Annotated in this window: 21 protein-coding genes and 1 pseudogene; 2 read left to right on the top strand and 20 right to left on the bottom strand. The window is 33.6% G+C overall.

Annotation, left to right across the window (positions count from 1 at the left end):
• Positions 1-15 precede the first annotated feature (15 nt).
• From DXB18_RS14250 to DXB18_RS14340, 18 genes are all read right to left on the bottom strand, one after another.
• Complete coding sequence (locus DXB18_RS14250) at positions 16-480, bottom strand: 3-deoxy-D-manno-octulosonate 8-phosphate phosphatase (protein ID WP_182430597.1); 465 nt, start codon at positions 478-480, stop codon at positions 16-18.
• Positions 481-522: 42 nt separating this feature from the next.
• Entirely contained in the window at positions 523-1,485 is a 963-nt protein-coding gene (locus tag DXB18_RS14255; RefSeq protein WP_182430598.1) for a KpsF/GutQ family sugar-phosphate isomerase, read from the bottom strand.
• Positions 1,486-1,509: 24 nt separating this feature from the next.
• Positions 1,510-2,286 carry a 3-deoxy-8-phosphooctulonate synthase gene (kdsA, locus tag DXB18_RS14260; protein WP_243103513.1) on the bottom strand — a complete coding sequence of 259 codons (777 nt, stop codon included), beginning with the start codon at positions 2,284-2,286 and terminating at the stop codon, positions 1,510-1,512.
• A 10-nt stretch (positions 2,287-2,296) separates the two neighbouring features.
• Entirely contained in the window at positions 2,297-3,595 is a 1,299-nt protein-coding gene (locus tag DXB18_RS14265; protein WP_118708537.1) for a cytidyltransferase, read from the bottom strand.
• Between the two features lie 442 nt (positions 3,596-4,037).
• Positions 4,038-4,775: a glycosyltransferase family 2 protein gene (locus DXB18_RS14275; RefSeq protein WP_118708541.1), complete on the bottom strand. Its 738-nt coding sequence runs from the start codon at positions 4,773-4,775 to the stop codon at positions 4,038-4,040.
• On the bottom strand, positions 4,776-5,195 hold the full coding sequence (locus DXB18_RS14280; protein ID WP_118708543.1) for a capsular biosynthesis protein: 420 nt from the start codon (positions 5,193-5,195) through the stop codon (positions 4,776-4,778). It abuts the gene before it with no gap.
• Complete coding sequence (locus tag DXB18_RS14285; protein ID WP_118708545.1) at positions 5,188-6,645, bottom strand: hypothetical protein; 1,458 nt, start codon at positions 6,643-6,645, stop codon at positions 5,188-5,190. The genes DXB18_RS14280 and DXB18_RS14285 overlap by 8 nt, the downstream gene beginning before the upstream one ends.
• Positions 6,623-7,507 (bottom strand): lysylphosphatidylglycerol synthase domain-containing protein, encoded by an 885-nt coding sequence (locus tag DXB18_RS14290; RefSeq protein ID WP_118708547.1) that lies wholly within the window; start codon positions 7,505-7,507, stop codon positions 6,623-6,625. The genes DXB18_RS14285 and DXB18_RS14290 overlap by 23 nt, the downstream gene beginning before the upstream one ends.
• A gap of 12 nt (positions 7,508-7,519) precedes the next feature.
• Entirely contained in the window at positions 7,520-8,320 is an 801-nt protein-coding gene (locus DXB18_RS14295) for a glycosyltransferase family 2 protein (RefSeq protein ID WP_118708549.1), read from the bottom strand.
• A 105-nt stretch (positions 8,321-8,425) separates the two neighbouring features.
• Positions 8,426-9,478, bottom strand: coding sequence for an acyltransferase family protein (locus tag DXB18_RS14300; protein ID WP_118708551.1), 1,053 nt, complete (start codon positions 9,476-9,478; stop codon positions 8,426-8,428).
• 168 nt (positions 9,479-9,646) lie between these two features.
• Positions 9,647-12,310, bottom strand: a complete 2,664-nt coding sequence (locus DXB18_RS14305; RefSeq protein WP_118708553.1) for an acyltransferase family protein — start codon at positions 12,308-12,310, stop codon at positions 9,647-9,649.
• On the bottom strand, positions 12,291-13,298 hold the full coding sequence (locus DXB18_RS14310; protein WP_118708555.1) for a glycosyltransferase: 1,008 nt from the start codon (positions 13,296-13,298) through the stop codon (positions 12,291-12,293). The genes DXB18_RS14305 and DXB18_RS14310 overlap by 20 nt, the downstream gene beginning before the upstream one ends.
• Complete coding sequence (locus DXB18_RS14315; protein ID WP_207665797.1) at positions 13,286-14,482, bottom strand: glycosyltransferase; 1,197 nt, start codon at positions 14,480-14,482, stop codon at positions 13,286-13,288. The genes DXB18_RS14310 and DXB18_RS14315 overlap by 13 nt, the downstream gene beginning before the upstream one ends.
• A gap of 29 nt (positions 14,483-14,511) precedes the next feature.
• Positions 14,512-15,567: a glycosyltransferase gene (locus DXB18_RS14320; protein ID WP_118708559.1), complete on the bottom strand. Its 1,056-nt coding sequence runs from the start codon at positions 15,565-15,567 to the stop codon at positions 14,512-14,514.
• Positions 15,491-16,477 carry a glycosyltransferase family A protein gene (locus tag DXB18_RS14325; RefSeq protein WP_118708561.1) on the bottom strand — a complete coding sequence of 329 codons (987 nt, stop codon included), beginning with the start codon at positions 16,475-16,477 and terminating at the stop codon, positions 15,491-15,493. Before DXB18_RS14325 ends, DXB18_RS14320 begins: the two co-directional genes overlap by 77 nt.
• On the bottom strand, positions 16,474-17,202 hold the full coding sequence (locus DXB18_RS14330; RefSeq protein WP_118708563.1) for an ABC transporter ATP-binding protein: 729 nt from the start codon (positions 17,200-17,202) through the stop codon (positions 16,474-16,476). Before DXB18_RS14330 ends, DXB18_RS14325 begins: the two co-directional genes overlap by 4 nt.
• Before the next feature lie 11 nt (positions 17,203-17,213).
• Positions 17,214-18,641: an ABC transporter permease gene (locus tag DXB18_RS16375; protein ID WP_207665798.1), complete on the bottom strand. Its 1,428-nt coding sequence runs from the start codon at positions 18,639-18,641 to the stop codon at positions 17,214-17,216.
• A gap of 141 nt (positions 18,642-18,782) precedes the next feature.
• Positions 18,783-20,117 carry an exopolysaccharide biosynthesis polyprenyl glycosylphosphotransferase gene (locus tag DXB18_RS14340; protein WP_118708565.1) on the bottom strand — a complete coding sequence of 445 codons (1,335 nt, stop codon included), beginning with the start codon at positions 20,115-20,117 and terminating at the stop codon, positions 18,783-18,785.
• Between the two features lie 286 nt (positions 20,118-20,403).
• Here DXB18_RS14340 and DXB18_RS14345 point away from each other — a divergent pair, with 286 nt between their 5' ends.
• Positions 20,404-22,194: a hypothetical protein gene (locus tag DXB18_RS14345; RefSeq protein ID WP_182430600.1), complete on the top strand. Its 1,791-nt coding sequence runs from the start codon at positions 20,404-20,406 to the stop codon at positions 22,192-22,194.
• A gap of 192 nt (positions 22,195-22,386) precedes the next feature.
• On the opposite strand, the gene DXB18_RS16880 is transcribed toward DXB18_RS14345, so the two are convergent.
• Positions 22,387-23,052 (bottom strand): PD-(D/E)XK nuclease domain-containing protein, encoded by a 666-nt coding sequence (locus DXB18_RS16880; RefSeq protein ID WP_347560901.1) that lies wholly within the window; start codon positions 23,050-23,052, stop codon positions 22,387-22,389.
• Positions 22,998-24,131 (bottom strand): annotated as a pseudogene (locus tag DXB18_RS16885) (AAA family ATPase). The gene DXB18_RS16880 and the pseudogene DXB18_RS16885 overlap by 55 nt, the downstream one beginning before the upstream one ends.
• A gap of 181 nt (positions 24,132-24,312) precedes the next feature.
• Here DXB18_RS16885 and DXB18_RS14355 point away from each other — a divergent pair.
• The gene (locus DXB18_RS14355; RefSeq protein WP_118708567.1) at positions 24,313-25,116 is read left to right on the top strand and encodes a tyrosine-type recombinase/integrase; all 804 of its coding nucleotides are present in this window, start codon (positions 24,313-24,315) and stop codon (positions 25,114-25,116) included.
• The last annotated feature ends 168 nt before the right edge of the window (positions 25,117-25,284 follow it).

A 25,284-nucleotide genomic window follows, 5' to 3' on the forward strand; every position in this document is an offset into this window, starting at 1 on the left:
TCCTATATCAAACCATCAATAAAGTATCCACTCAATAAATTCCCGCACCGCACCATTGCCACCTTTATAAGATGAAACGAAATCAGAGATATTTAGAATTTCTTTGACAGAATCCTGCGGACAGCCAACAACTCCTCCGTTTTTTTTAACTTCCATCATACACGGCAAATCATTTATATCGTCACCAATATACGCAACTTGAGATAAATCAGAAATAGTACTCTTCAATTTTTTTAACTTATCTTTGACCCCTTGATAAACCAGTTCTATTTCTAATTCCTGACATCTCCTAGAAACTATATCTGATATTCTTCCAGTTATAATAACTGGTTTAATTCCATTTGGGATTGCCAATTCATGTATTCCACATCCATCTTTAACATCAAAAGCCTTACAGATTTCTCCATGTTCACCCATATATATTTTCCCGTCTGTAAGAGTTCCATCAACATCCATTACAAGATATTTGACTATATTCACAAATACCTGCCTCCAATTATTCTTCGTATTCATTAACTTTAATTATCCAACAATACCTGCCCCAATTATTCTTTGGAGTCGAATCGTTCCAACAACTTTTTCTCCGTCTATAACTGGCAAACACGATATTCCCGTTTTTTTCATCAGAGTCAATGCCTCTACTGCTAATTTTCCGGTTTTTATCGTTTTCGGAGTTCGTGTCATTATTGTTTCAACTTTTAACGAATACACGTCTACGCCTAATTCCAACTGTCTTCGCAAATCACCATCTGTAATCACACCCAATAATTTATTATTATCACCCACAATAGAAACTATCCCTAATCCCTTTTTACTCAATTCAATAATTGCACTTTTCAATGGTGCGCTAACATGAACTATTGCATTTTCAGAATTTTTTTCCATCAAATCGTCAACTTTTAAAACCAATTTTTTCCCCAATGAACCCGCTGGATGAAACTTTCCAAAATCTGCATTTTTAAATCCATATATTCCACTTGCTACCACCGCAAGTGCATCTCCATAGCACAAAACACTTGTCGTACTAGATGTCGGAGCCAATCCCAAATAGCAAGCTTCTTCAAATTGGGGCAATATCTGCACTATATCAGCCGCATTAGATAATGTGGAACTAGCATTCCCAGTAATACCAATAATCATAGCACCAATTAATTTAATATTAGGAAGTATACGCACAATTTCTTCCGATTCGCCACTGTAACTAATAATAATTACAATATCTTTCGCAGAAAGCATTCCAAGATCTCCATGCATAGCTTCAGCGGGATTCATATAAAATGAAGATGTTCCCAAACTAGAAAAAGTCGCTGATATTTTTGATGCTACATGTCCTGATTTGCCCATACCAGTAACCACTACTTTTCCTTCACATGTAGTAATCAAATCCACAATTTTTACAAACGTGTCATCTAATGCTAATTTTGTTTTCTGTAAAGCCTCTATTTCTATATCAAATACCCTCACTGCTTCCTTCAGAACATTCATCTTTGTCACCTTCATATTCTGTCACTAATGTACCGCGTTGTATACTCGAATTACCCGTTTTAATAATGATTCAAACTGGTTCAATTCAACCATATTAGGTCCGTCAGAAAGTGCATAATCTGGATCTGGATGAACTTCGAAGAATAATGCATCTGCTCCAACTGCAACTGCCGCTTTGGCTAATGGTTCGACATATTCCCGATTTCCCCCAGTTTTTGTTCCCAGTCCTCCTGGCTTTTGAACACTATGAGTAGCATCCATTACTACCGGATATCCAAGTTTTTTCAGTTCAATGATCCCAGTCATATCAACAATCAATGTATTATATCCAAAAGAAGTTCCACGCTCACAAAGCATAATATTTTTATTTCCACTTTTTTCAATTTTTTCTACTACATTTTTCATATCCCATGGAGCTAAAAACTGAGCTTTCTTGACATTCACTATCTTTCCAGTTTTTGCCGCTGCTACCAATAAATCTGTTTGTCGACAAAGAAATGCTGGTATTTGTATAATATCACAGACTTCCGCAGCTAATTCTGCCTGCCATGGCTCATGGATATCTGTACAAATTTTCAAATTATAAGTGTCCCTTATTTTTTTTAATATTCGTAATCCCGCTTCAATGCCAGGACCTCTATAAGAATCCAAACTTGTTCTATTCGCCTTATCAAAAGATGCCTTATAATAATAATCAACGCCTAGTCTGGCTACTATTTGTTTCATCTTCTCTGCAATTAGCATTGCATTTTCTTCAGACTCAATAACGCAAGGTCCTGCTATTATCAATAATTTATCCATGCCTTTTTCCTTAAAATGCACCTTCCTGTTCATAAATTGTATATGCATCAACATTGTCTATAATTTTATCTATAACTATCTTTTCTGTTCTCATAGCCTGTACTACTTTTTCTAATACAATTTTTTCATATCTGTGAGGAATTACTACAACACCATTGATATCTCCAAAAATCAACTCACCTGGGCATATTTTCACATTCTTAATATACACTGGTTTATTATAACTTTCTACCGTTGCTACTCCTCGTACATCAGCTCCACAATATCCCTCCGAAAAAACTGGATATGCTAAATCTGTCACTTTTGTAATATCTCTAGTAACCCCATCAATTATCGTTGCTATAGCACCACTTCTAATTGCTAAATTACAATTCAAGTCTCCAAAATAGGCTCTATCATTGCATTCATTCTCCACTACTATAATGTCTCCGCTACGCATTGTTTTATATGTCTCAAGTCCTTTATAAATGCCTCTGAAATCTTCATTTTCTAATAATTTTCTAAGCTTTAAAGTATTAGCCCTTCCCATCACGCACTTACCTTTGATATTTAAACGCAAACCAGAAATAAAACAATTTTTTACTCCCAAATCCCATAAAATATCAGAAAATGTACATGAACTTAGATGATTAGACATTACAGAAAATTTTTTCACCTCGTCCATATGCAATCCTTTCGCAATCATCTCAGCATGGTAAAAATCATCTGGATAGTTTACATCAACAGCTTCTATTGCATCTGCATTCATTAAAAACGGATGTTTACCAATACGTTTTTTTTCATTATGTGCACATTCCGATCTAACAATATACAATCCCATAGTTTCAATTACTGTATCTGGTAAATCTTTACTATTAGGAATATTATTCAAATCATAATTAGGACTTTTTTCATTCCAAGTATATTGTTTTTCTCTCTTTACTAAAACAACTGAATCATATTCCTCATATTGCTTCAGTATTTCTACTCCTTTTCTTATTGTATCTTCCTTAATAAAAGGACTTGTTCCTAAAATTTGTATGTAAATATCTGCATCCACTTGAGAAACTTCATTGTAAAATAATTTATGCCCATCTGTATTATTATTTGCCAATTTGGGATCTCTTTTTAATGGTATGTAATTCAAGTACGATGCATAATTTAACACCTCGTCTGATTCTGAATCTAAATAAACTGTATCAATAAAATCACAATTAACAAGTTTCTCCAGTGTATGCAAAAATAATGGTTTACCATCCAACAATTTCATGTTTTTGCTTTCAATTCTTTCACTATTCCCCTTAGCAGGTAAAAAAGCTACTACTTTCATAATCAGTTCCTCCACATAAGCACTATATCCGTTCCATTATACTCTTCATTACAAGAAAATTTAACACCATAGTAATCGGTGTAACAAAGATTTTTGCTATAGCAAAAGAGAAACGAACTACAATGTCGATCGTTATATAATTTAAAATCATAATATTAATTACATTGAGTAACTTTGATATTAATAGTATCAGTACGCATTGGTATAATATATATATCATATATTTACATTTAAGTGGAACTTCGCTATTATTTTGAAATATCTTGCGCGTTGAAAACACAAACACAAAAGTTACCCCCGCCCATGAACTGATAATATTATTAATAAATAGCTTCGATGAAACAAAACCTAATCCCATATAAATGCAAAAATCCAAGATCCAGCCAATACCACTCAGCCCAACAAATTTAATTGCTTGGAGCAATAATCTTTTCATTTTATTCTATTCCTCCAAAAATGTCTGCAATTCCTCTGGTGTTCCTAATACATGTACTTTTTCTGGAGTAACATCTGAAATATAAATTTCTCCCCCCTTCGATAATAAATAATCATACAATGGTGCTACATACTTTTCACCATTTACTAATTCTTGTGTTTTACTATAGTATTCTTCATAAAGTTCCTTATAAAGTCTACAAGACTTAAAATAATATGCCCCAAGCGTACAATGATTTGATATTCTCTTCTTTTCTTTAATCTCTACAACTTTTCCTTTATCATCAAGTTTAACAAAACTCCAGTGATCTCCTTCCGCGCAAAAACATGGAATAAAACCATCACCTCTTAACTCAGTACTATTCATTGCGCCTTCTTCGACATATGTATCGATGTTATAAATTAAAAGCGCATTATTTAAATTCCAATATTTTTGCGCCATCATTGCAGTCGTTGCCTGACCATCCGTCAAATAATCCAAAACTATCACATGATAATTGCGAAATCCTAATTTTTGACATTTTTCATTTATAAATTTTTCAACATCACATTGTTCATCCTTCATTGCAATGAAAATATACTGATTTGTCTGTGCTCTATAACCTTCAAGACTAATCATTGACCATTCGAAAAGAGTTTTTCCTTTCGCCTCTATCATATATTTAGGAACTGTATATCCCATTTTTCTAAAACGAGATCCTAATCCTCCCATAGTAATTACAATATCTATCATCTTGCTATCCATTTAATTTTTCTCCTGTTCGTTATCAAAAGAATGGCATCTTGATTTTTTACAAATTTCATTTAATTCTTCTAGAGAATACTTAAGAAATTCATCTGGTCTTATTGTTCTATCATCTACATAAAAGCCCTTGTGTCCAGGCCATACCTTGCCATAAACAATCTCATCATATGGTATTTCCCATTTTTCAAGCCATGCAGTCAATATTGCTGCTGTGTGCTTATTTATAAGTCCAATATTTCCATTGTATGAATTCATATTGCGCGATGTATAAAGGATAATTTTTGCACCATTTTCCTTATAATACTTCAACTTTTTTACCATCTCGGGAAATGGGATTAAATCCTCGTATCGTTCACTGCTCTTCTTGAGAGGACAAAGTGTTCCATCAATATCAAATACCAAAGAATAATCTTTAAACATTTTTTTCAATCTCCTTGAGTATATTCCTCACATTCAAAATAAATCCTAATACTTTATGTGGATTATCGATATGAAGCGGCAACATAGATAAAAACAGAGATGCCTCATATATTCTCACAGAGAAATAATTATATCCCTCTTCCTCTACCTTATTTTTGAATAACTCTATATATCTTGAATTATCAAAAGGTATCTCCAAATTATAATCAAACGATGCATCTATCTTAATATCAAATAAAGCATTATTAAAGAAATCATATCGTCCACAAATAGAATGGCTCAATTTTGCTATATCATAATATGGATTAGTCCATAGTTCATCTTCCGTAATTGCTCCCTTGGGATCAATGAATTTTAATGTCTTGGTCGATTTATTGTATAATGTATTTGCAAAGCAAGGATCTCCATGACCTATAACTACTTCTGGCATATATTCTACTTGCTTTTCTATTCTGGTTTTTAACTCAAAATATTTTTCCACTAATGCATCAATCGTACAATCTTTCGTACAACTTAGTAATGGCTTAATATACGTATCATATTCCGTAAGGTGTTTTAAATTTTTGATACGCTCATTTACTTTATCCACATATAATGCATCAGCAATTTTTTTATATTCTTCTTTCGAACATTTTTTAGGATGTCGGCTTTTGAAAAAATAAAAATATCTATCCAGCAACTCTTCGAACTCATTTTCATCCATTGATCCATGAACCCATTTAATTGCTAAATCAGTCATATGAAGTCGTTCCATTGTATAACTTGCCATAGTTTCTGTTTCCTGATAATTAAATGGCATAACAAACCAGAATTGCATATCTTCCGGAAGCAAATGGTAATACATATACTCGGCTTTAATTTTTTTCTTATTTGAGGAACTTTTTACTAATGTGTATTCATTTCCCGAAAGAGAGTTAAAATATCTTGAATCAAAATTACCTGTAATGCACTGGATAAAATTACCTATTACCCCAATATCTACAAGTCCTTCTATTTGAAATGAGTCCTCTATGTCTCTTGCGAGATCCCAAGCTTTCACCCCAGATATAATACTCTTGCCAAATGCAATATACTCATCTAATGAAGGGAACATTGCCAATGCAGCTTTCGTCCCACAAAGAGCTACATATGATGTATCTATGTATTCTAATTTTTTAAAAGAAAGCATCGCCTTTGTGCTATCAGATATAAGATAATTTGAAAAACAATGTAATACTCTGATATCTTCAGCAGCATTTAGTTCCAATTTTTTCATAAATTCTACATATTCAAATGTTGAATGTATTTTCTTCCATATCAACTCCGGATAAAGCTTCTTTATCTCACTGCTATAGTATTCTTCCAATTTTCTTTTTTTTACTACAACATCTGCAAAACCTTTTTCGCCAATGATATCTGTAATAACTTCACTTTTTCGTCCAGTATCATCATATATTACCAGAACCTTCATTACGTGCTCCTTTTCTCCAAAGTACTTCATATATTTTTATTATACAATATACGACCATCAACAACATAATACTAATGAAGACAAAACGCTTCAATTCTATCGATGATCCAACTCCAATTGCTGATAACAAGTATTGAGAGATAATATCATTTAACTGATTTTTGTTTTCTATTCCACATAACAAGGTAAGACTCCCAATCTCCATTGCCCACGCTACCAACGACAAAAAGTACAAAACAATACCTCGTCCTTTCAAAACATTGCAAATTTCTCGGTAAACATTATTCAGCGCATCCAGTACTTTTAAAAACATTAGTTTTCGTTCTGTTGCGTTGGCTTTCAAAAAGTATTTTTTCCAAAACAAATATATTCCAGGATACAAAAAGTAAATCAAAAGTGCAAAGAGTAAAAACAAAAGCAGCACATATGTTACCGCTGAAATATGCCCTCCATTAAATATCCATAATAACAAAATAATTGTTACAAGTGCCATAGTATCCATAAAACGATCTAGCATTACCGTTACAATTCCCTGCAGCAAATTATTAAGGACTTTACCGTAACAGTATATTCTAAAAAATTCTCCCAATTTATATGGGAACACTAATCCTACTGGCGTCACCTTACAGTATGTTTTTATATAATCCAATGTTTTCAAGTTAGATCCATATAACGCCAAATAAAGCCTACAAGCCTTTATAAAATGCACCAAACATGCTGTAGCTACAATTATAATTATATATATAACATTATTTTCTACAAACAATATATTTACATCAAGAAATTCATAAATAAATAATAATGTTGCAAGAAAAATAATAGAGATATTTATCAGATTATATTTAAGCTGAGCTTTCTTCATAATATAGATGCCTTACCTTTGTATATTTGTATAAATAGTTTGAGCTGAATAGTTTTTTATTAAAACTTCTCTGTGCTCTGCACGTATAAACTTGTCTTTATTTAAGATATAAGCGCCAAGCAGCTTCAGAACCGTAATTGCTTGATTTACCATTTTAACATTTGAGACCTGATCATCTTCTCTCCAAACAATTGGAAAAAATTTCACTTTGTGTTTATAATATGCAGATCCTAATATCATACAATAATTAAACATTAAATTATCCTTATATTTTATATAAAACTTATCCTTCAGAATATCAACTTTATACATATTTAAACCAGAACCTAAATCATACACTTTATAGCGACAACCAATACTGAACAAAAAATTATATATTATATTTCCAAATGTTCTAAATCGAGAATAGCCCTGAAGCTTAGAACCTTTCATAAATCTTGCTCCAAGAAAACACTCATATTTTTCAAACTCACCACGTTGGAGATAAGGAAGGACATTTGAAATATCTCCCTGATCATCACCATGCAAAACTATTATATAATCAAAATTATTATCAATAGCGTACTGAAATGCAACTTTGTGTGATCCACCAAGACCATAATTTTCATCATTTCTAAGCAAACTAACTTTCAATGGAAGTGTATGTTTAATTAAATAATTTTCTACAACTTCTTCCCCATGATCCGTACTTCTATTGTTAATAATAACAGCCTCAGTCAAATATTTGCATACTTCATCATTTAATTGTTCCAATACTCGTATAATTTGTTTCTCACAATTATACATAGGTATAAAGAGTAATATTTTGTTCATTATTATATCCATTCCTTTCGCTTATGTATAAAATTTTGTACAAATGCCACCCACATTGAATTTTATTATAATTCATATTTAAGTATTGCTCACTATATAAACAATTTATTTTATTCTTAACAGTTGCCATCCCACACATATTGGAAAACTCAAAGCAATTATTATGATAGAAATCATAGGAACACTTAAGACAGGATTAAATCTCATAGTATCAATTTGCAATTTCCACAATAATGTTATAAACAAGTCATGAATCAAATAAACACCAAAACTTGCATTTGCCAAAATAACTATTCTGTGTTTCATCTTTTCGTTAAATATTCTGTTTAAATAATCTTCTAAATTTTTAAATATTGAAAATAAAGTCATCGCTGTTAAAACAACTGTTGGTGAAAAATTGTCTTGCCAAAAATCATTTCTCATTCCATTCAATGATTCTATTTGAAATGTAAAGGAAACTGTCAATACCATTGACATCAGAAAAAGCAGATAAACACCCACACTCTGCCTTTTCCATACTTCATATTTGCTCATATAATATCCTAAAAAATAGTATCCAAAATAACCTGTACAATAAATCATCTTTGTGCGCTCAATTAAATTTACCAAGTTTCCATCAAAATTATAAGTTTTAAGTACTGGTACTACAATTGAAAAAAACGCCCAAATACATAACAAGTTTCTTAATTCGTCTTTGCTAGACGTAGCAACTAACTTTCGTAAATAAGGTGTTACTATATACAAACCCAACATAACAAACATAAACCAGAAGTGATATGGACCATCAATTACTAGCTTTAGCATTCCTATATCTAATGCATTTAACGAAAAACCTTTTTCCATAACGGTGTTCCAAATAGCATATATACATGACCAAATAATATAAGCAACTAAAAGTCGTTTACAATATGCACTAATTTTGTTCCTAGTAATATTCTTTTCTGGTTGCAACAAAAAAGAGCCACTTATCATAAAAAAAATAGGTACACCCCAACGTGTCATACACGAATAGATCGTATATATTTTAAAATTTCTATCCTCTACCGAATAGGCCCACATATTCTTGGATGCAACATGCAATAAAATGATGGCGCAAATAGACAATATCCGAAGTAAATCCGTATAAATAACTCGAGTATTCTCCTTGTTTTCTCTCATTTTTATGTTTATTATTCCTTTCACCCAGGTGCAAAATTTTTTTAAATATTTTGCGCCATTTATTATAATTCCAACCAAAAAAACACAATATAGTACATATTAAAACTAGACCGAAGCCATCTCATCTACCTAACACTCTTTTTTAGGATAAAAGAGATTCCTCATCTCTTATTTTCTGTTTTTCTTTTTTAGAATAAGTATCAATATATATGAAAACCAAAACACCCCAACAAGATAAAACGGATAAAAATACATGCTATTTACACTTGGTGCTGTCATATATACAATCAAAAAGTCTGTAATAATCGATATATTCAACATTAACATATACCAATTTTTTAACATACTTAGTATTATACAACCAAATATAAGAAACAGTATTGGCACCCATAAGTTCCACATATAGCTATATGCCATTACCCCAGAATCCGGCAATACATACATTCCCGTCAGAAAATATGAAACCACCGACCGTAATTTTTCATTAAATGGTCTATAAATTTTTAATATAGAAGGTGATACTCCATATGAAACAGCTATCTTTTCCGAATCAGTAATACTTTTTGCCGGACTAATCCAAAAATCATATTTTGGAGCAGCAACTGAATGCGCAAATAATTCATATTTAGCTTCAGAATATTCTATTGGATTACAAATAATCAATTCAGCCACGCTCTTTAAACATTCTCGATATTCATCATCTGTAAAATCATATGGCGCAATATATCCATAAACGGCATACAAATCTGTTGCCGATGAATGTTCAATCAACATACGAATACTCATTATTTTATCAATCGAACTAATAACCTCCTTCATATCTCTGAAAGAGCGTAATTCATCGTTAGTCAAAAGTATGCTAATTCCTGTAACAAAAGAATTCAATGTGGCAATCTGCGATGTTTTTTTATCTACGAATGCATTATTAACATGAGACAATAAACCGAACGGTAAAAAAACACTAGCCAATAACCATATAAACAAGGTTTTCTTATGTTTTACAAGTAGCCATATTCCCCACAATAAAGTAAGAACAATAATGAAAAACCGACTTTCAATTCTCCAGAAAGAAATAAGAGCAATCATTATACCCAATTTCACAATTTGAGCCAAAGTTATTTCTCGTGTTTCACTTATTAGTTCAACGCTAAATGCAAATAAATATAACATCAAAAATGAATATAAAGTAACTCGTAATGGATATAAAATATAATAAATCGTTGGTGGCATTAATAATGCTATATATAAAGCATATGCTATATATTTATTTTTCTTTTTCAAAATATTAAAGGAATAAGCTCCAATGAAAGAACAAATCAAAACTTGTATCCAGATAATTGTCCCGCAACTTGGATAAATCATAATAGACAAAATATAAAACAAATTGGTCAACAAACTTTGATGAAACTGAATATCCCAATGTTGTATCGTTCCTAAAATCAAGAATTCGTCATTGTTCCAAATTCCTGGCCAAACTAATAATAAACAGGCTGTATATACACCAAATAAAATTACCCAACTTTTTAACCACGAATAATCGATTTTTTTTCTTATTTTTATAAAAAAATATTGTGGTATCGTAACTTCTAATATTAATAAAATGATTTTAGAAGAAATATACACCATCCAATTTAGTTTACTCATGTCTTGAAACACAAAAAAAACACGATCGTTTGAAAATGATGTTATGAACAATACAATACTGAAAAAAAGAAGATACCTATTATCTAGCTTTTTCATTACCTCAACAATATTTTTCTTATTTTTTAAAATATTCAAAAAACACTCTATTAGTATTGACCATAATATAACAGAAAATAGTATTAGAATATAGCTTAAGTATCCCTCTGCTGTTATATCATAGCCCGGATTAAAAGCATATTTACAAATGACCAACATCTGCCCTAAATAAATCGGCAAGCTTAGCTTACCCATATAACCAAATATTTCTAAACTAAATATTTTATCCAAATTTGAATTACCGCAATACTGTAATACCAAAAATAACGCAAATATTAATGTTATATATTTTCTATCCCACAAAAGATTAGTTGAAAAAAAGCAACTAACCAACATAATTATTAAAATAATTTCAAGTATATCTAACACGCACGAATGAACACTTGCTATATGTTCACTAAACTTCTTATAAATATTCCATGCAGCCATACCCATCCAAAGAGAAACAAGTGTGCGTATAATTCTTTCAATATTCACATTTGCAACTTTCAACACATACATATATATAAAAAATAAAATAAGCGAACTATAAATATAGCATTTTTGTGATTTATCTCTTAACATACGCTTGATTATTAAATAAATAGATATTACAATAAAACCGCCGAATAATAAAGCTGAAATGTACCATCCTGGACCATTTACATGCATAGTCCTATAAAACAATCCATTTAAACATAAGAGTTCTATCAATGCATTATTCAAAAATTGTGACCATTCAACTTGCGTAAATATACCGGCTCTATAATAATAAATACACTTATATAAAAATGTAGTGGCAAAGCAAAGATAATAATATGGAGCCAACGTTTTAAATCGTGATTTTGTAATATTTAAAGCTGTATTAAAGATTGATCCATTTGTTTCCTTTTCTAACATACGCGCCAAAAAAAAACCTGATAATACCAAAAAACATTCAACCGCATATCCACCATAACTAAAGCCTCTAACCCCTAACATGGTTGAAGATCCAATATGCATAAGACATACCGGCAATGCAAGCATAAAGCGATCTAACTCAATATTATTTTTTCGCTTCGCATTCATTTCATACTCCTTATTTTCTAACACATTAACAACAACTTGTACCATATAAAACAAACTTGAATTTTCGAACAATTTTGTCTATTGTTTTGTATTTTCTACAAAGTGCAAACAAACCATATGACACCTTCAGGATCGATAATTCATACTTCCATTGAGGACTTAATGGTAAACCCATATTCAAAAAATATTTTTCATTTGTATCATGAATTATTTTCTTTACTCGTTCTGTTCTTATTCCATAGACGTAGCATTTATACAAACGATCTAGCAATATATGAAAATATAAGTTTTCCATTTGTGGCTGTAACTCTACTAAACCCTTTTCATAGAAAAAATCCAACCGACTCTGCAGAGCTTCTATAACATCAAGATTCTTCTCACGAAATACCGCCGTAATACTCTCTTCTCTTGTTCGATCATAATTATATTTTGAAGTATCTATATATACCAGCCTTCTTGCTTTATAAAATGCCAGATGTGTTGTAAATTCATCCTCGTGCAACTTTCCAACCGGAAATCTTATGTCCTCAAATATATGCTTATCATAAATTTTATTACATGCAATTGGTTTAAAATATTTCCATTCGATTTCTCCTCGTAATGCAAATATATTATCACCTACAACATATTCTCCTGTATTGTCTGTTTCTTCCTCAATACGATTGCTATAAATACATCTCCAGCTGCATTCTGCTATATCTGCCTGATATTTTCTAGCTGCATCAAGCAATACTTCCAACATGTCTAAATCAATCCAATCGTCACTATCAATAAATGTCACATAATCACCTGTAGCCACATCTAATCCATAGTTACGAGCATCAGACAATCCTCCATTTTTTTTATGAATAACAACAACACGTTCATCTTTTTCAGCCCATCCATCGCACATCATCCCTGATTGATCTGGCGACCCATCATCGACTAATATAATTTCTATATCCTTCAATGTCTGATTCACAATTGACTCCACACATCGATCAATAAATTTTTCTACTTTATATACCGGTACAATTACACTTATAGCAGGCATTTCCTACCTCCAAACTTCCGTACAACTTTTCCTACAACTCTTTTTACAGTAATAATTAAACCATATTTCTTTACTGATTTAAATGTATATGGAATCCATCTGATTCCTCCAGGTCCACATTCTATAACTTTATAACGTATATGGCTTAGTTCATCGTCTTGATAATCTTCTTCATTTACAATAGCATCATAAATTCTATCATACTGCTTTGCTTTTACTAACTCTGTTAATAACTTTAGTTCCCTATCTCCTGTTAAATTCGCTCCGCACACAGCAGCTGCCGCATCTTCTTTATCAAAAAAATGAGCAACATACTGCCGCCTTTCAGGAATCGACCTTATATTTTCTTTATGATTCTGCATTTTTATACAGTACAGAATCCTATGTGTATAATAACAATCCAAATTATACACATTTGCCCCTTCATAAATTTGATTTTCTATCATTAATTGCTTCGCAGCCATATATAACATCGTTTGATTTTCAAATAAGTCTGATTTATATCTTGCCTCCAGGGAATCCGGATTTTGCATTAAATAATTATATAATGGTTCATCCGTTTCTATAACACCGTTGCAATATTGAACATACTGTAAATTAAATAAAAAATCCTCACCATAGTTCACCTCTGGTTTAAATCTAATCTCATATTTCTTAACAATATCTAACACAAATAATTTATTCCATGGTGCAAACATCGTTGGTCTGCGCGCTACCATATATCCCAAATTTTTTAAAAATTCTCTTTTAGACAGCGCATGCACATATTCCGAAGTATCCTCTTTTAACCTTGGTAACTGTGCTTTCTCAAAAGAATCTGCCACGCAAAAACCACAAATCACGAAATCTGTGTTCCAACGCTCCGCTAAAAACACCATTCTGGAAACCATATCTTTTTCATACAAATCATCACTATCTGCGAACATCAGATAGTGACCTGTTGCGATATCGATTCCACTATTACGGGCGGAACTTACACCACCATTTTTTTTATGTACAACTTTTATTCTCGTGTCTATCCCAGCTAACGCATCGCAAATAGATGGTGAGTTATCTGTTGAACCATCATCTACAAGAATAATTTCTATATTTGAGTAATCTTGTCCCTGCAATGCATGGACACAAGAAAAAATATATCGTTCTGCATTATATACAGGAACCACAATACTTACTAAAGAATCCATACCCATTTTCTCCCTTGTATTATTATCAATCATCTATTTAAAACTATATTAACAACAGTCCAGAAACAACAAACCATAAAATAACACTTCCGCCGTAACAGTTTTATAGATAATTGCTTAAATACCTTTTCTTTTTCACCATCGTATACTCCATAGGTGCGCACAGCAGAATTCTTCCAAAAATCAGGAAACATACTGTTGATTTCTTTCATGTAAACACCAAGTAAATGCCTACGTTTAAAAAAAGATTGTTCACGTATTGGGTAAAGTGCTAATGCTAAAATTTGATGCGCATACAATGAATTTTTAATTATATTTTGCTTCTCGCTTCCAAGTTCTTTTGCCATATCAATACAAATTTTTGCCGTTCTCAAAAGTGCGAAACGTTTTTCACTAAATGTATTGTTCTGTATAGAACCACTTCTTTGATAATAATTATAATATGGCTTATTGATTGCAATAATTTTTTTTGCACGACCAAGAACAATAGGCGTCACCGCTATATCTTCATTATTAATTCCAACAGGAAATCTAATTTCTGAAAACAATTTTCTTTTTATGATCTTATTACATGAGCTTGCCATCATCGGCATATCAATTACAGCTTCATATACTTCAGCCTTTGTTGCGTTTGTGCAAGACCATATACGTTCCGCCCCATTATCATATACTAATTTAATATCACATACAATCGCGTCTGCCGATGCTGCTAAAGCCTGGTTCATCATGTCACTAAACATTTCTGATTCAATATAATCATCTGAATCAATAAACGAAACATATCTTCCCTTAGCCCGATCCAAGCCATAATTTTTTACACTGGATAAACCACCATTCGGTTTACTATAACTGTAAATACAATCAGGATATCTATTTTGATACTCTTCAATTACAATTTCCGATTGATCCGTCGATCCATCATTAATCAGCAGGATTTCCACTCCGAAATTCAATTTGCTTACAGCATTTAAAACTGAATCTAAACATTTACTCAAATACTTTTCAGTGTTATATACTGGAATAATAATCGACAGCATGATATCCTTGCAAGCCAAGCTGTCTACGTTTTGTTGCACGTCTCTCATAAATTTTTTCCTTTACTTCTTCTGTTATATCAAAATGTTTCATAGCATATGATTGTAATGAAACAATCTCATCAAACTCCTTCTTCGCATTTGTTGTTAGAGTTACACCCTTATTTTGCATCCTATGGTAATTTAACGATTCCTTACAATATGCAATCTTGCCCAATCTTAAAATATTCATATATGTATACCAGTCTCCTGCAAGACGATATTTTTTCGCTTCTTCCAAGATATTATGGTAGTCACCCTTTTTAAATACAGCACTTGAAACATTCGCCAATGTATTATTAATACACATCACATCTGAAACTTCATTCGTCCCATCATTGATATAGCTTTTATTCCATTTACCTGTGTGATATATGTCAATCCACTCTCTCAAATCAGACATAAGCAACCGATTGCTTTCATCCATTGTCAATGACTCGCAATAAGAAATAACCACATCTGGATTTTTAAATCCCTCCATAATATGTTCAAGGAAATGTACACTACAACTATCATCCGCCTCAGCAATCCAAACATAATCACCCGTAGCAGATGCAAATGCCTTCTGCCACTGTGCAAATACACTCCCTGAATTTTTATCGTTTTTAATTAATTTCATTGGTATTCCAGTTCTATTTGCTCTTATGCGTTCTTCAATCAATTGCACACTATGATCTGTGGAACAGTCGTCCAATATGATCAATTCGCTTACTGGATATGTTTGAAATAAAATAGAATCAATTCGCTCATCCAAATATTTTTCATAGTTAAAGTTTGGAATAATTGCTGATACTTTTTTATGATTCGCAAAGCTTATTCCCTCTACGTTTTTTTTCTCTTCATAAATACTTAACTTAGGAGCAATTAATCTTTTATATCTTCTTTTTAATCCACGATAACATCTAGAAATAAAACACATCATGCATTCCACATCTTTCTATATTCTTCACATATTTCTTTTGCATCTCCAACCATCTTTACCTTATGATTTTCCAACCATACTGCACGATTACACAATTCTTCTACCTGTTTTAGCGTATGAGTGACAAATAAAACTGTTGTTCCTCCACTCATTAATTCCATCATACGATTTAAGCTTTTCGCCTGAAATCCGGCATCGCCAACTGATAAAATCTCATCCACAATTAATATCTCTGGTTTCACAACTGTAGCTATTGAAAAAGCCAAACGCGCCATCATACCTGATGAATAATTACGAATTGGCATATAAATAAATTCTCCCAATTCAGAAAACTCAACAATTTCATCGAATTTACTATCCAAAAATTCTTTTGAATAACCTAATATAGCACCATTTAAATATATATTTTCGACCCCATTTAATTCCATATCAAACCCAGAACCTAATTCAAGCATTGGAACTATTCTGCCATCGACTGTCACTTTTCCCTTAGTTGGTTGTAAAACTCCCGCAATAATTTTCAGCAGCGTACTTTTTCCGGCTCCATTTTTTCCGATAATCCCAACTACTTCTCCCTTTTTTACTTGAAAACTAACATCATCTAAAGCAGTAAATTTTTTATACTTTAACTTGCCTCGCAAAAGTGCAACAACAGTTTCCTTTAAGCTAATAATTTTATCGTTAGCCATATTAAACTGCATTGTTACATGTTCCACATTTACCATGTTAAACTCCTTTATATATAAAGAACAAATTTATTTTGAAATTTTTTAAATATCAATGCGCCAATCAATAATGTGCCAAAAGCAAACGCCAAACAATATAAGTACTCTTCTGGTGTTGGAGAAACACCATCCATTAAAATAATTCGGACAAACTTAATAAAATGATACATAGGATTGTACGTTTGAATAAAACGGACTCTTTCAGGAATAATATTTTCCGGATAAAATAATGGTGTAGCATATGTCCACGCTAATGTTGCCACTCCCCACAGGTACTGTGTATCACGAAAAAAGACTTCTGATGTACTAAGCATAAAGCTCATGCCAATGCAAAAGATCAATAGGCACAATAGTGGGAATGGAAGTAATATTATTGCTTTTGTAATTCTCTGCCCCGTTAAAAGTACTACAATCAACAGCGGTATTAATGATATAAATAAATTGATTGAACTCGATACAACTTTAGTCACAGGATAGATATACTTAGGAACATACACTTTTGTAATCAAAGATGCATTCGCAAGAATTGCACTTAATCCTTGCCCAACTCCTTCTGTAAAAAAGCCAAATAAAACAATTCCAGATAATAAGTAAACTGGGAAGTTTGCAATATCTGAACGGAATAATTGAGAGAAGACAACATACTGTACTGTCATAGTCATAAGTGGATTTAAAAAACTCCATAAATAACCTAATACAGAACGTTTATATTTTGTTTTAAAGTCTCGTGAAACTAATTGTCTTATCAAAAAACCATACTTATTCCATACAGTATAAAATTGCATTCCAAGTGTGTAATGCCCTTTTGTTGCTAATGCCAGCGATGATATATAATATCCCAAAGACAACACTGCTATAGCGCCAACAATCTGCCAGAAATATTTTCCGAAAAAATATCTAGATGAAAAACTTGTCTGAACTGCCAACGTTCCTTGCGCAACATTCCCATTGATATATAAATTATTCTCATTATAAGATTCTCTGGAGTCATAATACACAGAAACAGCTTTTCCTGGCTCTGAATTTGATGTAATAGACAGAAGCAACTTATCATCCGTTTTCACGCTTATAGCAGGATTAAATGTCCATAAAAAGTTCATATCTTGTTCTATATTTCGAACATCAATTGCGGTTTCACTTATAACTTTACCACTCGATTTTTCCTTCAATTGTAAGAATATCTCTCCTGAATTTTCTCGCATATAATTCATAAATTCAAGAGATATCTGTTCCAAGTTCTGGTACGGACATTCTAATTCCTGCTCTATTAATGATCCAGATGTCAGTTCACCCACATTACTATCCGGTACAACTTCTTGAGAAACATAATGTTTTATTTGAATCTGTTCTCCTGCAACTAAATAAAATATTGCAGCAATCAAAAAATATGCTCCATATACTAATAATATTTTTTTAAAATTTTGTCTAAGACTAACCATTGTCATCTCCTATTAACTACTAAACTCCACTAAAACAAGGATCCTTAATAGATCATTCTTCATTCTCTAATGCATTCTCGTAAACATACTGCAAAATATTCACTTTATTTAAAGACATCCATTTTCCAGACACAATAAACTTTATTTTTTCACGCCTTCTGTACTTTCTTTCATTAACAAAATTTTAGGTGTCATAATAATCAACTTTAAATCTAATAAAATAGAATATTTTCTAATATACATTAAATCAAATTTCAATTTATCATATGCTGTTGTATTGTATTTTCCATACACTTGCGCGTAACCTGTTAATCCAGCTTTTACTTTCATTCGGTTTGGAAACTCTGGAATTTCTTTTATGATTTCTTTTACTAATTCTGGACGTTCTGGTCTAGGACCAACTAAAGACATATCCCCTTTTATAACATTGAATACTTGCGGCAATTCATCTAAACGAGTAGCTCTTAACAGCCGTCCAATTGGCAAAATACGTGGATCTCCATCTGTGGCCAATTGTGCTCCGCCAATTTTTTCTGCATCTTGCACCATTGTTCGAAATTTATATATTCTAAACGGTCTGCCATCTTTAGTGAGACGAATCTGCGTATATAATACAGGTCCACCATCTGTTAATTTTATACATATCCAAACAATAACAAATACTGGAATTGTTATAAACATTCCTAATATCGCACCAACAATATCGATTATACGTTTCATAAATTGCTGCTCTATTGTTAATCCCATATTTCGAGAAAGCAACAGTGGCGTATCAAAAAGGTTTAATTCATCCGAACTTTTTAATAAAATATCAGATATCTTAGGTACGCTATACGTGCGTATTCCTTTATCAAAGCAATATTTAATTATTTTATTTCGTTCATGTGATGGAATATCTCCGACTATAATTGAATCATATTCATTTATCTTTTTGATAATTTGATTCTTATTTTCTTGATAATTAATAGTTTCACATATAATGTACTTGTCATCTCTTGCATTAATCTTTTCTAATAGATGATAATCCGATCTGTCTCCTGAAATTAAAATCATACGCCTCGGCGGAAATGCATTAGCATAAAAAAGCTGAAATACCATCGTCCAACAAACAACGACTATTATCTCAACACCAAACAGCACAAACACTACTTTCACATCAAACATCCGTTTATCCAAAACAGATAATTGAAAATATGTGAATAAATCCGTACATGCCAACGACAAAATTTGCGAATAAATTAAATTCCATTTTCTCAAATACCCAATTTTGAAGCCACCATAAGTATTCATGAAAAATACTAACAATCCCGCATAAATTCCTGCCATCATCCACATTCCTCGACGATAAAAAGGATATAAAATAACCTTATTAAAATATCGTACCCAAAACTGATGATACAATACAGTTATCAGTAAAACCATAATCATTGAAAAAAACAATTTTATCAATCTTTTATATTTTTCATCTATTTTCATGTGTTCCTCTATTCATTTATTTATTTCGTATAATCCAATATAGTATATCATTCAACCAACAAAAACGCAATGTCACCATGCATATTACAACACATTCCAATCATGAAAACGCAAACTCTACATGCCCATTTCTCCATTATAATCCAAATTTTATTATAACTCTTCTCTCTCAATACGCAAATCCATCCTGTCAATAATTTGCCCTATAGGAAGTATAATCGTCTCGTAATGCAATTTAGGAATTTCGTAGCAAATTCAAAAAAGTAAAAAGGAGAGTGCATTCATTATGAGAAAGCAGACTAAATTAGTTGCAGTTGCATCTGCAGCAGCTCTGTTAGCTATCGGTGGTGCTATGACTTCTTTCGCAGCTCAGGGTTGGGTTGAGGAAGATGGTACCTGGTACTTCTATGACAAAGATGGCAATAGAGTAGAAGATCAGTGGAAAAAATCTGGAGACAACTGGTTCTGGCTTGATTCCGAAGAAGGTGGCGCAATGGCTACCGACAAATTAATCGAGGATGATGACAAGACCTACTATGTAGACGCTAATGGCGTTATGGTAACCAACACCTGGGTTAAAGTTGTTAACGAGGATCAGGACGAAGAGGATGATCCGGCTGAGTACCATTACTACTACATGCAGGCTAATGGTAAAGCTTACAAAGGAAGCGGCGATAAAGTAAACAAGAAGACCATCGATGGTAAGCAGTACGCATTCGATGAGGATGGTATCATGCTGTACGGCTGGGTAGACGCAGACGGCACCATGGTTAACGATGAAGATGGTTGGGCAGACGCAACCTACTACTTCGGTAGCTGGGAAGATGGTTCTATGAAGACTGGTTGGCAGAAGATTACTGTTACCGATACCAGCGAAGACAAAGATGACGAGTATGATTACTGGTTCAACTTCAAGTCCAATGGTAAGAAACGTGTACAGCTGAACAACGGTGTCGAAGATAAAGACGCTACCTGGAAGAACAATGGTAAGTACTACCACTTCGATGAGCGTGGTGTAATGGTTTACCAGTGGTATCCGACCGAGAACACCACCAGCAACCTGCATTCTGCATCTAACTGGTCTTACTTCAATAGCCCAGAAGATGGTGCTAAGGTTGTTAAAGGTTGGTTCAAGGTAGTAGGTCCGAACGAGGATACTTCCTTCAAAGAGCTGGATACCGAGTCTTTCGCATCTGTTGATGGTGTTAGAAATGAAGACGCTCGTTGGTACTACAACGATGGTCGTGAAGAGGGTCTGGTAGCTGGTAAGATCAAGAAGATCAAAGGCAAATATTATGGCTTCCGTCCGGACGATGGAGAAAAGGGTGGCGCAATGCTGAAAGGTTTGTGCGTACTTGAGATGGATGGCGAGAAGATCGTTAAAGTTATCGAAGAAGATATGGATTCTGACGATCTTGACAACTTCATGGATGGTGTAGATGCTGGTAACTACAGCGCAGATACCTATCTGTATTACTTCGGTGATGCTGACGCTGCTGATGCTGATGGCAATATGAAGACTGGTAATGTAACTGTTAACCTGTCTGGCGATACTTTCCAGTTCAAGTTCCGCAACAATGGTGGTTCTGAGAGCAGAGGTCGTGGTGTAACTGGTGTTGAGAAGGGCGACTACATCTATAAGTATGGTAAGAAGATTAAAGCTGATACTGAGGATAAGTACATCCTTGTTCATGCTACTGGCGATATCAATTCTACCAGTGCTGTAACTGTAGATGATTACGATGGTTCTGAGGTAAGAGCACTTCTTGGTCTGAGCAGGGGTCAGTCTAACGCAGACGACAAGGGTATGACCAATGTTCTGTATGGCTTTGGCACTGCATCCCAGGGCTGGTATCTTGTTAATACCAGTGGTAAGATTCAGACTGGCACCAAGACTGGTGTTAAAGATGGTGATGACTGGTACTGGTACATGTACAAAGACAACATCATTATGTACACCGACAGCAAAGACCTGAATGATGGTAAAGTTAATGGTAACACTGGTTACGGTAACCTGAAGAGTAACTGGAATAACAAAGACATCACTTCTGCTGGTATTGCTGCATACCTTGACTAATCAAAAATAGCAAAATACTATTTTATGGCGGGAACTTAGCTTCCCGCCATTTTTAGTGGGGCGATATAAATCAAGAAAGCTACTGCACAGAATAATCTATGTAGTAGCTTTCTTGGTTTATCTGATTTTTAAAAACTAAATTAATTAGCTTTCCTTAGCGCCAAAGTAGGTACGCCATGTGTTGCCTGTTAACTATTTTTTCTTGATCATGCAACGTTTTTTGAAAAACGCAATTCCATAACACAAGACCTGGTCATAGGCATCCTCGAATTCTTTCGCGTACATACGCTCATCGATTTGTCTGAGTGCCACATCACACTCGTCGGAAAGTTTTTGTGGGTTATCTGTATATTTTACTTCAAACACTGCTACTTGTCCATTTTCTGGAGCGCATACAATCACATCGCTGCGACCTTCGCCGTGTTCTTTGTTTGATTCCACAGAATAAGCGGCATCAGCAAAAATACCGGCAAAGAAAGCATGGTAAAAGTCTTCTTTGTAATCGTGATAACTGATGGTCTTTCGCAGTAATTTATTCATTTCCGAAGTCGCGGTTTCGCTATCTCCGCTCCAAATAGCATGGAATAAGGTCTTCCGATCCCAGGAACGAGCGATTTCATCAAACCACTTTTTGATGGTTGTTTCAAAAATCTCACGAATTTCGGCATTGGGGATGATGAGCAGCGATTCCGTCTTTTCTGGCAGCACAACTTCTGCCTGATCAAACAGCGCTTTTGTCAGATATCCAGTCAGGTACAAAACGCTCCATAAGTTATCCTCAGATGCATGAAGATAATCATAAGTCAAGTTTTCTTCCATTTTTTGAGTAATCGGCTGGTCAGAAAGCAGGGTTTCCAATTTTTTGTAATATTGCTTCCAGCATAATCAATAAACGAGCGGATAATCGCATTATCGCTTGTATTTTTCCAATAGCTTTCTGGAACTGCACTCGGATTTATCAGGAGATCGTGAACATAATTCGTAACATCCCATGGACAATAGACATCCAAATCTCCAAAATGATAACCGTCATACCATTGTTTGATTTCAGATGAATGGTTTTCTAATCCGGCATCACGGAGCAGCTTCTGAACATCTTCTTCTGTAAAACCAAAATATTCATTCAATCGATTTGAGGAAATACTATCTGAAACAAAGTTGTTTGTTCCTGTAAAAATGCTTTCTTTTGTAATCTTTAAACAACCGGTAATCACTGCAAACTTCAGGGACGGATTGTCTTTTAAAGCAGTGCCCATAATGGCTTTGATCACGTTTAACATTTCCTGATAATAGCCATTTGTGCTGGCTTTTGCGACCGGCACATCGTATTCATCCATCAATAAAATGACTGGTTTTCCTTAGTGGGTACAGAGTACCTTGGTGAGAAGCAGCAGGCTGGTTTTAATCTCAGCAAGAGAAGCGGAGCGGCTTACGATTTTTTGAAAGGTAATCTTATCGTATTCCGTTACCCGTTCACTGTCTAATAAAAAATCATACTGTTGAAATAAAAAAGAAAACATTGTTTCCAGCATTCCGTATGCATCCTGAAAATTCAAACCATCAGTATCTTTAAATGTAAAAAAGATGGTTGGCCACTGATTTAACCATTTTTCACAAATTCCTGTATATTGTCCAATATCTAGTTTTTCAAAAAATGGGCGGCTATCTTTTCGGATATCAAAGAAGCTTGCCAGCATACTCATCGCTAAAGTTTTTCCAAATCTTCTGGGACGTGTGATTAACGTCACTTCTGTACTTTCGGTTTGCAGTAATGTGGAAATCAGAGTGCTTTTATCAATATAGTAATAACCGTTTTTCTGGATTTTTTCAAAATCAGAAATGCCGACTGGGATATTGAGGTTTTTCATGAAAATGCAACACTCCCTTCTATACGTACTACGTATAGAATTATGATAACACGAAACAAATTCTCTCATAAGGCATAAAGCCTTGCCCGGGAAAAGAATCTTCCAATTTCACTTTCAGTCTTATATGAATTTGGATGGCTTTTTCGCGCTGTTGTTCCGATATAATGATAGAACGATATATTGCCTGTATCGATTGGATTTTCCATTCAAAGGCAATAACCTGTCGACTATTTCACAAAGGAGGAACTTCATGAAAGAAGAATTCAAAACGTACCTGATTGACCAGAATCTGTCCAAAAACACGATTACCTCGTATCTCTACGCGATTCAACAGTTCGAGGAAAAGTATGACAAGCTCAGCAAACAGAACCTGCGGGATTACAAAGTTTATCTAATTGAACATTACAAACCGCAGACAGTCAATCTTCGGATCCGGGCTATCAACTGTTATCTGGAAAGTATTGAGAAAAAGCAATGGAAATTGACATCCGTAAAAGTACAGCAAAAACCATTCCTCGAAAATGTGATTAGTGAAGCGGATTATTTGTATTTTAAGAATTGCTTGAAAAAAGATAATGAAATGTATTGGTATTTTGTGGTAAGATTTCTCGCTGCCACCGGTGCCCGGGTCAGTGAACTGGTACAGATAAAATGTGAACATGTTCGGATTGGATATTTGGATTTGTATTCTAAAGGCGGTAAGCTGCGCCGTATTTATATTCCATCGGCATTGCAGAAAGAAACGTTGAAATGGATGGAAGAAAGTAAAAAAGAAAGTGGTTTTCTCTTTTTGAATAAATATGGGGAGCTGATCACCGCCAGGGGGATTGCCATGCAGCTGAAGCATTTTGGCGCACGCTATGGTCTGGATCCGTCCGTTATTTATCCTCACTCTTTTCGTCACCGTTTCGCGAAAAGCTTTCTGGAACGCTACAATGACATAGCTATGCTAGCAGACCTGATGGGGCATGCCAGTATTGAGACAACCCGAATTTATTTGAGAAAGACCAGTACAGAGCAGCAGAATATCATCAATCAGATTATTGACTGGTAAGTTTTTTGCCAATCGGTTTTTCCTGTTCCTACTCTTCATTATACGGTGCCTATTCATTCGTTACAAGAGTACTGTTTCGCACTTTTCCCCTTCCCAATAATTTGCCTTATAGGAAGTATAATCGTCTCGTAATGCAATTTAGGAATTTCGTAGCAAATTCAAAAAAGT

The sequence above is a fragment of the Clostridium sp. OM02-18AC genome (genome assembly GCF_003481825.1).
In the GTDB taxonomy this organism is placed as follows: Bacteria; Bacillota; Clostridia; order Lachnospirales; family Lachnospiraceae; genus Brotaphodocola.

Bases quoted from the DNA above. Each gene is read 5' to 3' on its own strand.
- kdsA (WP_243103513.1), bottom strand. From the start codon at position 2,286: ATGGATAAATTATTGATAATAGCAGGACCTTGCGTTATTGAGTCTGAA.
- DXB18_RS14290 (WP_118708547.1), bottom strand. From the start codon at position 7,507: ATGAAGAAAGCTCAGCTTAAATATAATCTGATAAATATCTCTATTATT.
- DXB18_RS16375 (WP_207665798.1), bottom strand. From the start codon at position 18,641: ATGGTTAGTCTTAGACAAAATTTTAAAAAAATATTATTAGTATATGGA.
- DXB18_RS14255 (WP_182430598.1), bottom strand. From the start codon at position 1,485: ATGAATGTTCTGAAGGAAGCAGTGAGGGTATTTGATATAGAAATAGAG.
- DXB18_RS14275 (WP_118708541.1), bottom strand. From the start codon at position 4,775: ATGGATAGCAAGATGATAGATATTGTAATTACTATGGGAGGATTAGGA.
- DXB18_RS14280 (WP_118708543.1), bottom strand. From the start codon at position 5,195: ATGTTTAAAGATTATTCTTTGGTATTTGATATTGATGGAACACTTTGT.
- DXB18_RS14285 (WP_118708545.1), bottom strand. From the start codon at position 6,645: ATGAAGGTTCTGGTAATATATGATGATACTGGACGAAAAAGTGAAGTT.
- DXB18_RS14340 (WP_118708565.1), bottom strand. From the start codon at position 20,117: ATGAAAATAGATGAAAAATATAAAAGATTGATAAAATTGTTTTTTTCA.
- DXB18_RS14310 (WP_118708555.1), bottom strand. From the start codon at position 13,298: ATGCCTGCTATAAGTGTAATTGTACCGGTATATAAAGTAGAAAAATTT.
- DXB18_RS14330 (WP_118708563.1), bottom strand. From the start codon at position 17,202: ATGGTAAATGTGGAACATGTAACAATGCAGTTTAATATGGCTAACGAT.
- DXB18_RS14320 (WP_118708559.1), bottom strand. From the start codon at position 15,567: ATGAGAGACGTGCAACAAAACGTAGACAGCTTGGCTTGCAAGGATATC.
- DXB18_RS14300 (WP_118708551.1), bottom strand. From the start codon at position 9,478: ATGAGAGAAAACAAGGAGAATACTCGAGTTATTTATACGGATTTACTT.
- DXB18_RS14295 (WP_118708549.1), bottom strand. From the start codon at position 8,320: ATGAACAAAATATTACTCTTTATACCTATGTATAATTGTGAGAAACAA.
- DXB18_RS14345 (WP_182430600.1), top strand. From the start codon at position 20,404: ATGAGAAAGCAGACTAAATTAGTTGCAGTTGCATCTGCAGCAGCTCTG.
- DXB18_RS14355 (WP_118708567.1), top strand. From the start codon at position 24,313: ATGAAAGAAGAATTCAAAACGTACCTGATTGACCAGAATCTGTCCAAA.
- DXB18_RS14325 (WP_118708561.1), bottom strand. From the start codon at position 16,477: ATGATGTGTTTTATTTCTAGATGTTATCGTGGATTAAAAAGAAGATAT.
- DXB18_RS14315 (WP_207665797.1), bottom strand. From the start codon at position 14,482: ATGGATTCTTTAGTAAGTATTGTGGTTCCTGTATATAATGCAGAACGA.
- DXB18_RS14265 (WP_118708537.1), bottom strand. From the start codon at position 3,595: ATGAAAGTAGTAGCTTTTTTACCTGCTAAGGGGAATAGTGAAAGAATT.
- DXB18_RS14305 (WP_118708553.1), bottom strand. From the start codon at position 12,310: ATGGTACAAGTTGTTGTTAATGTGTTAGAAAATAAGGAGTATGAAATG.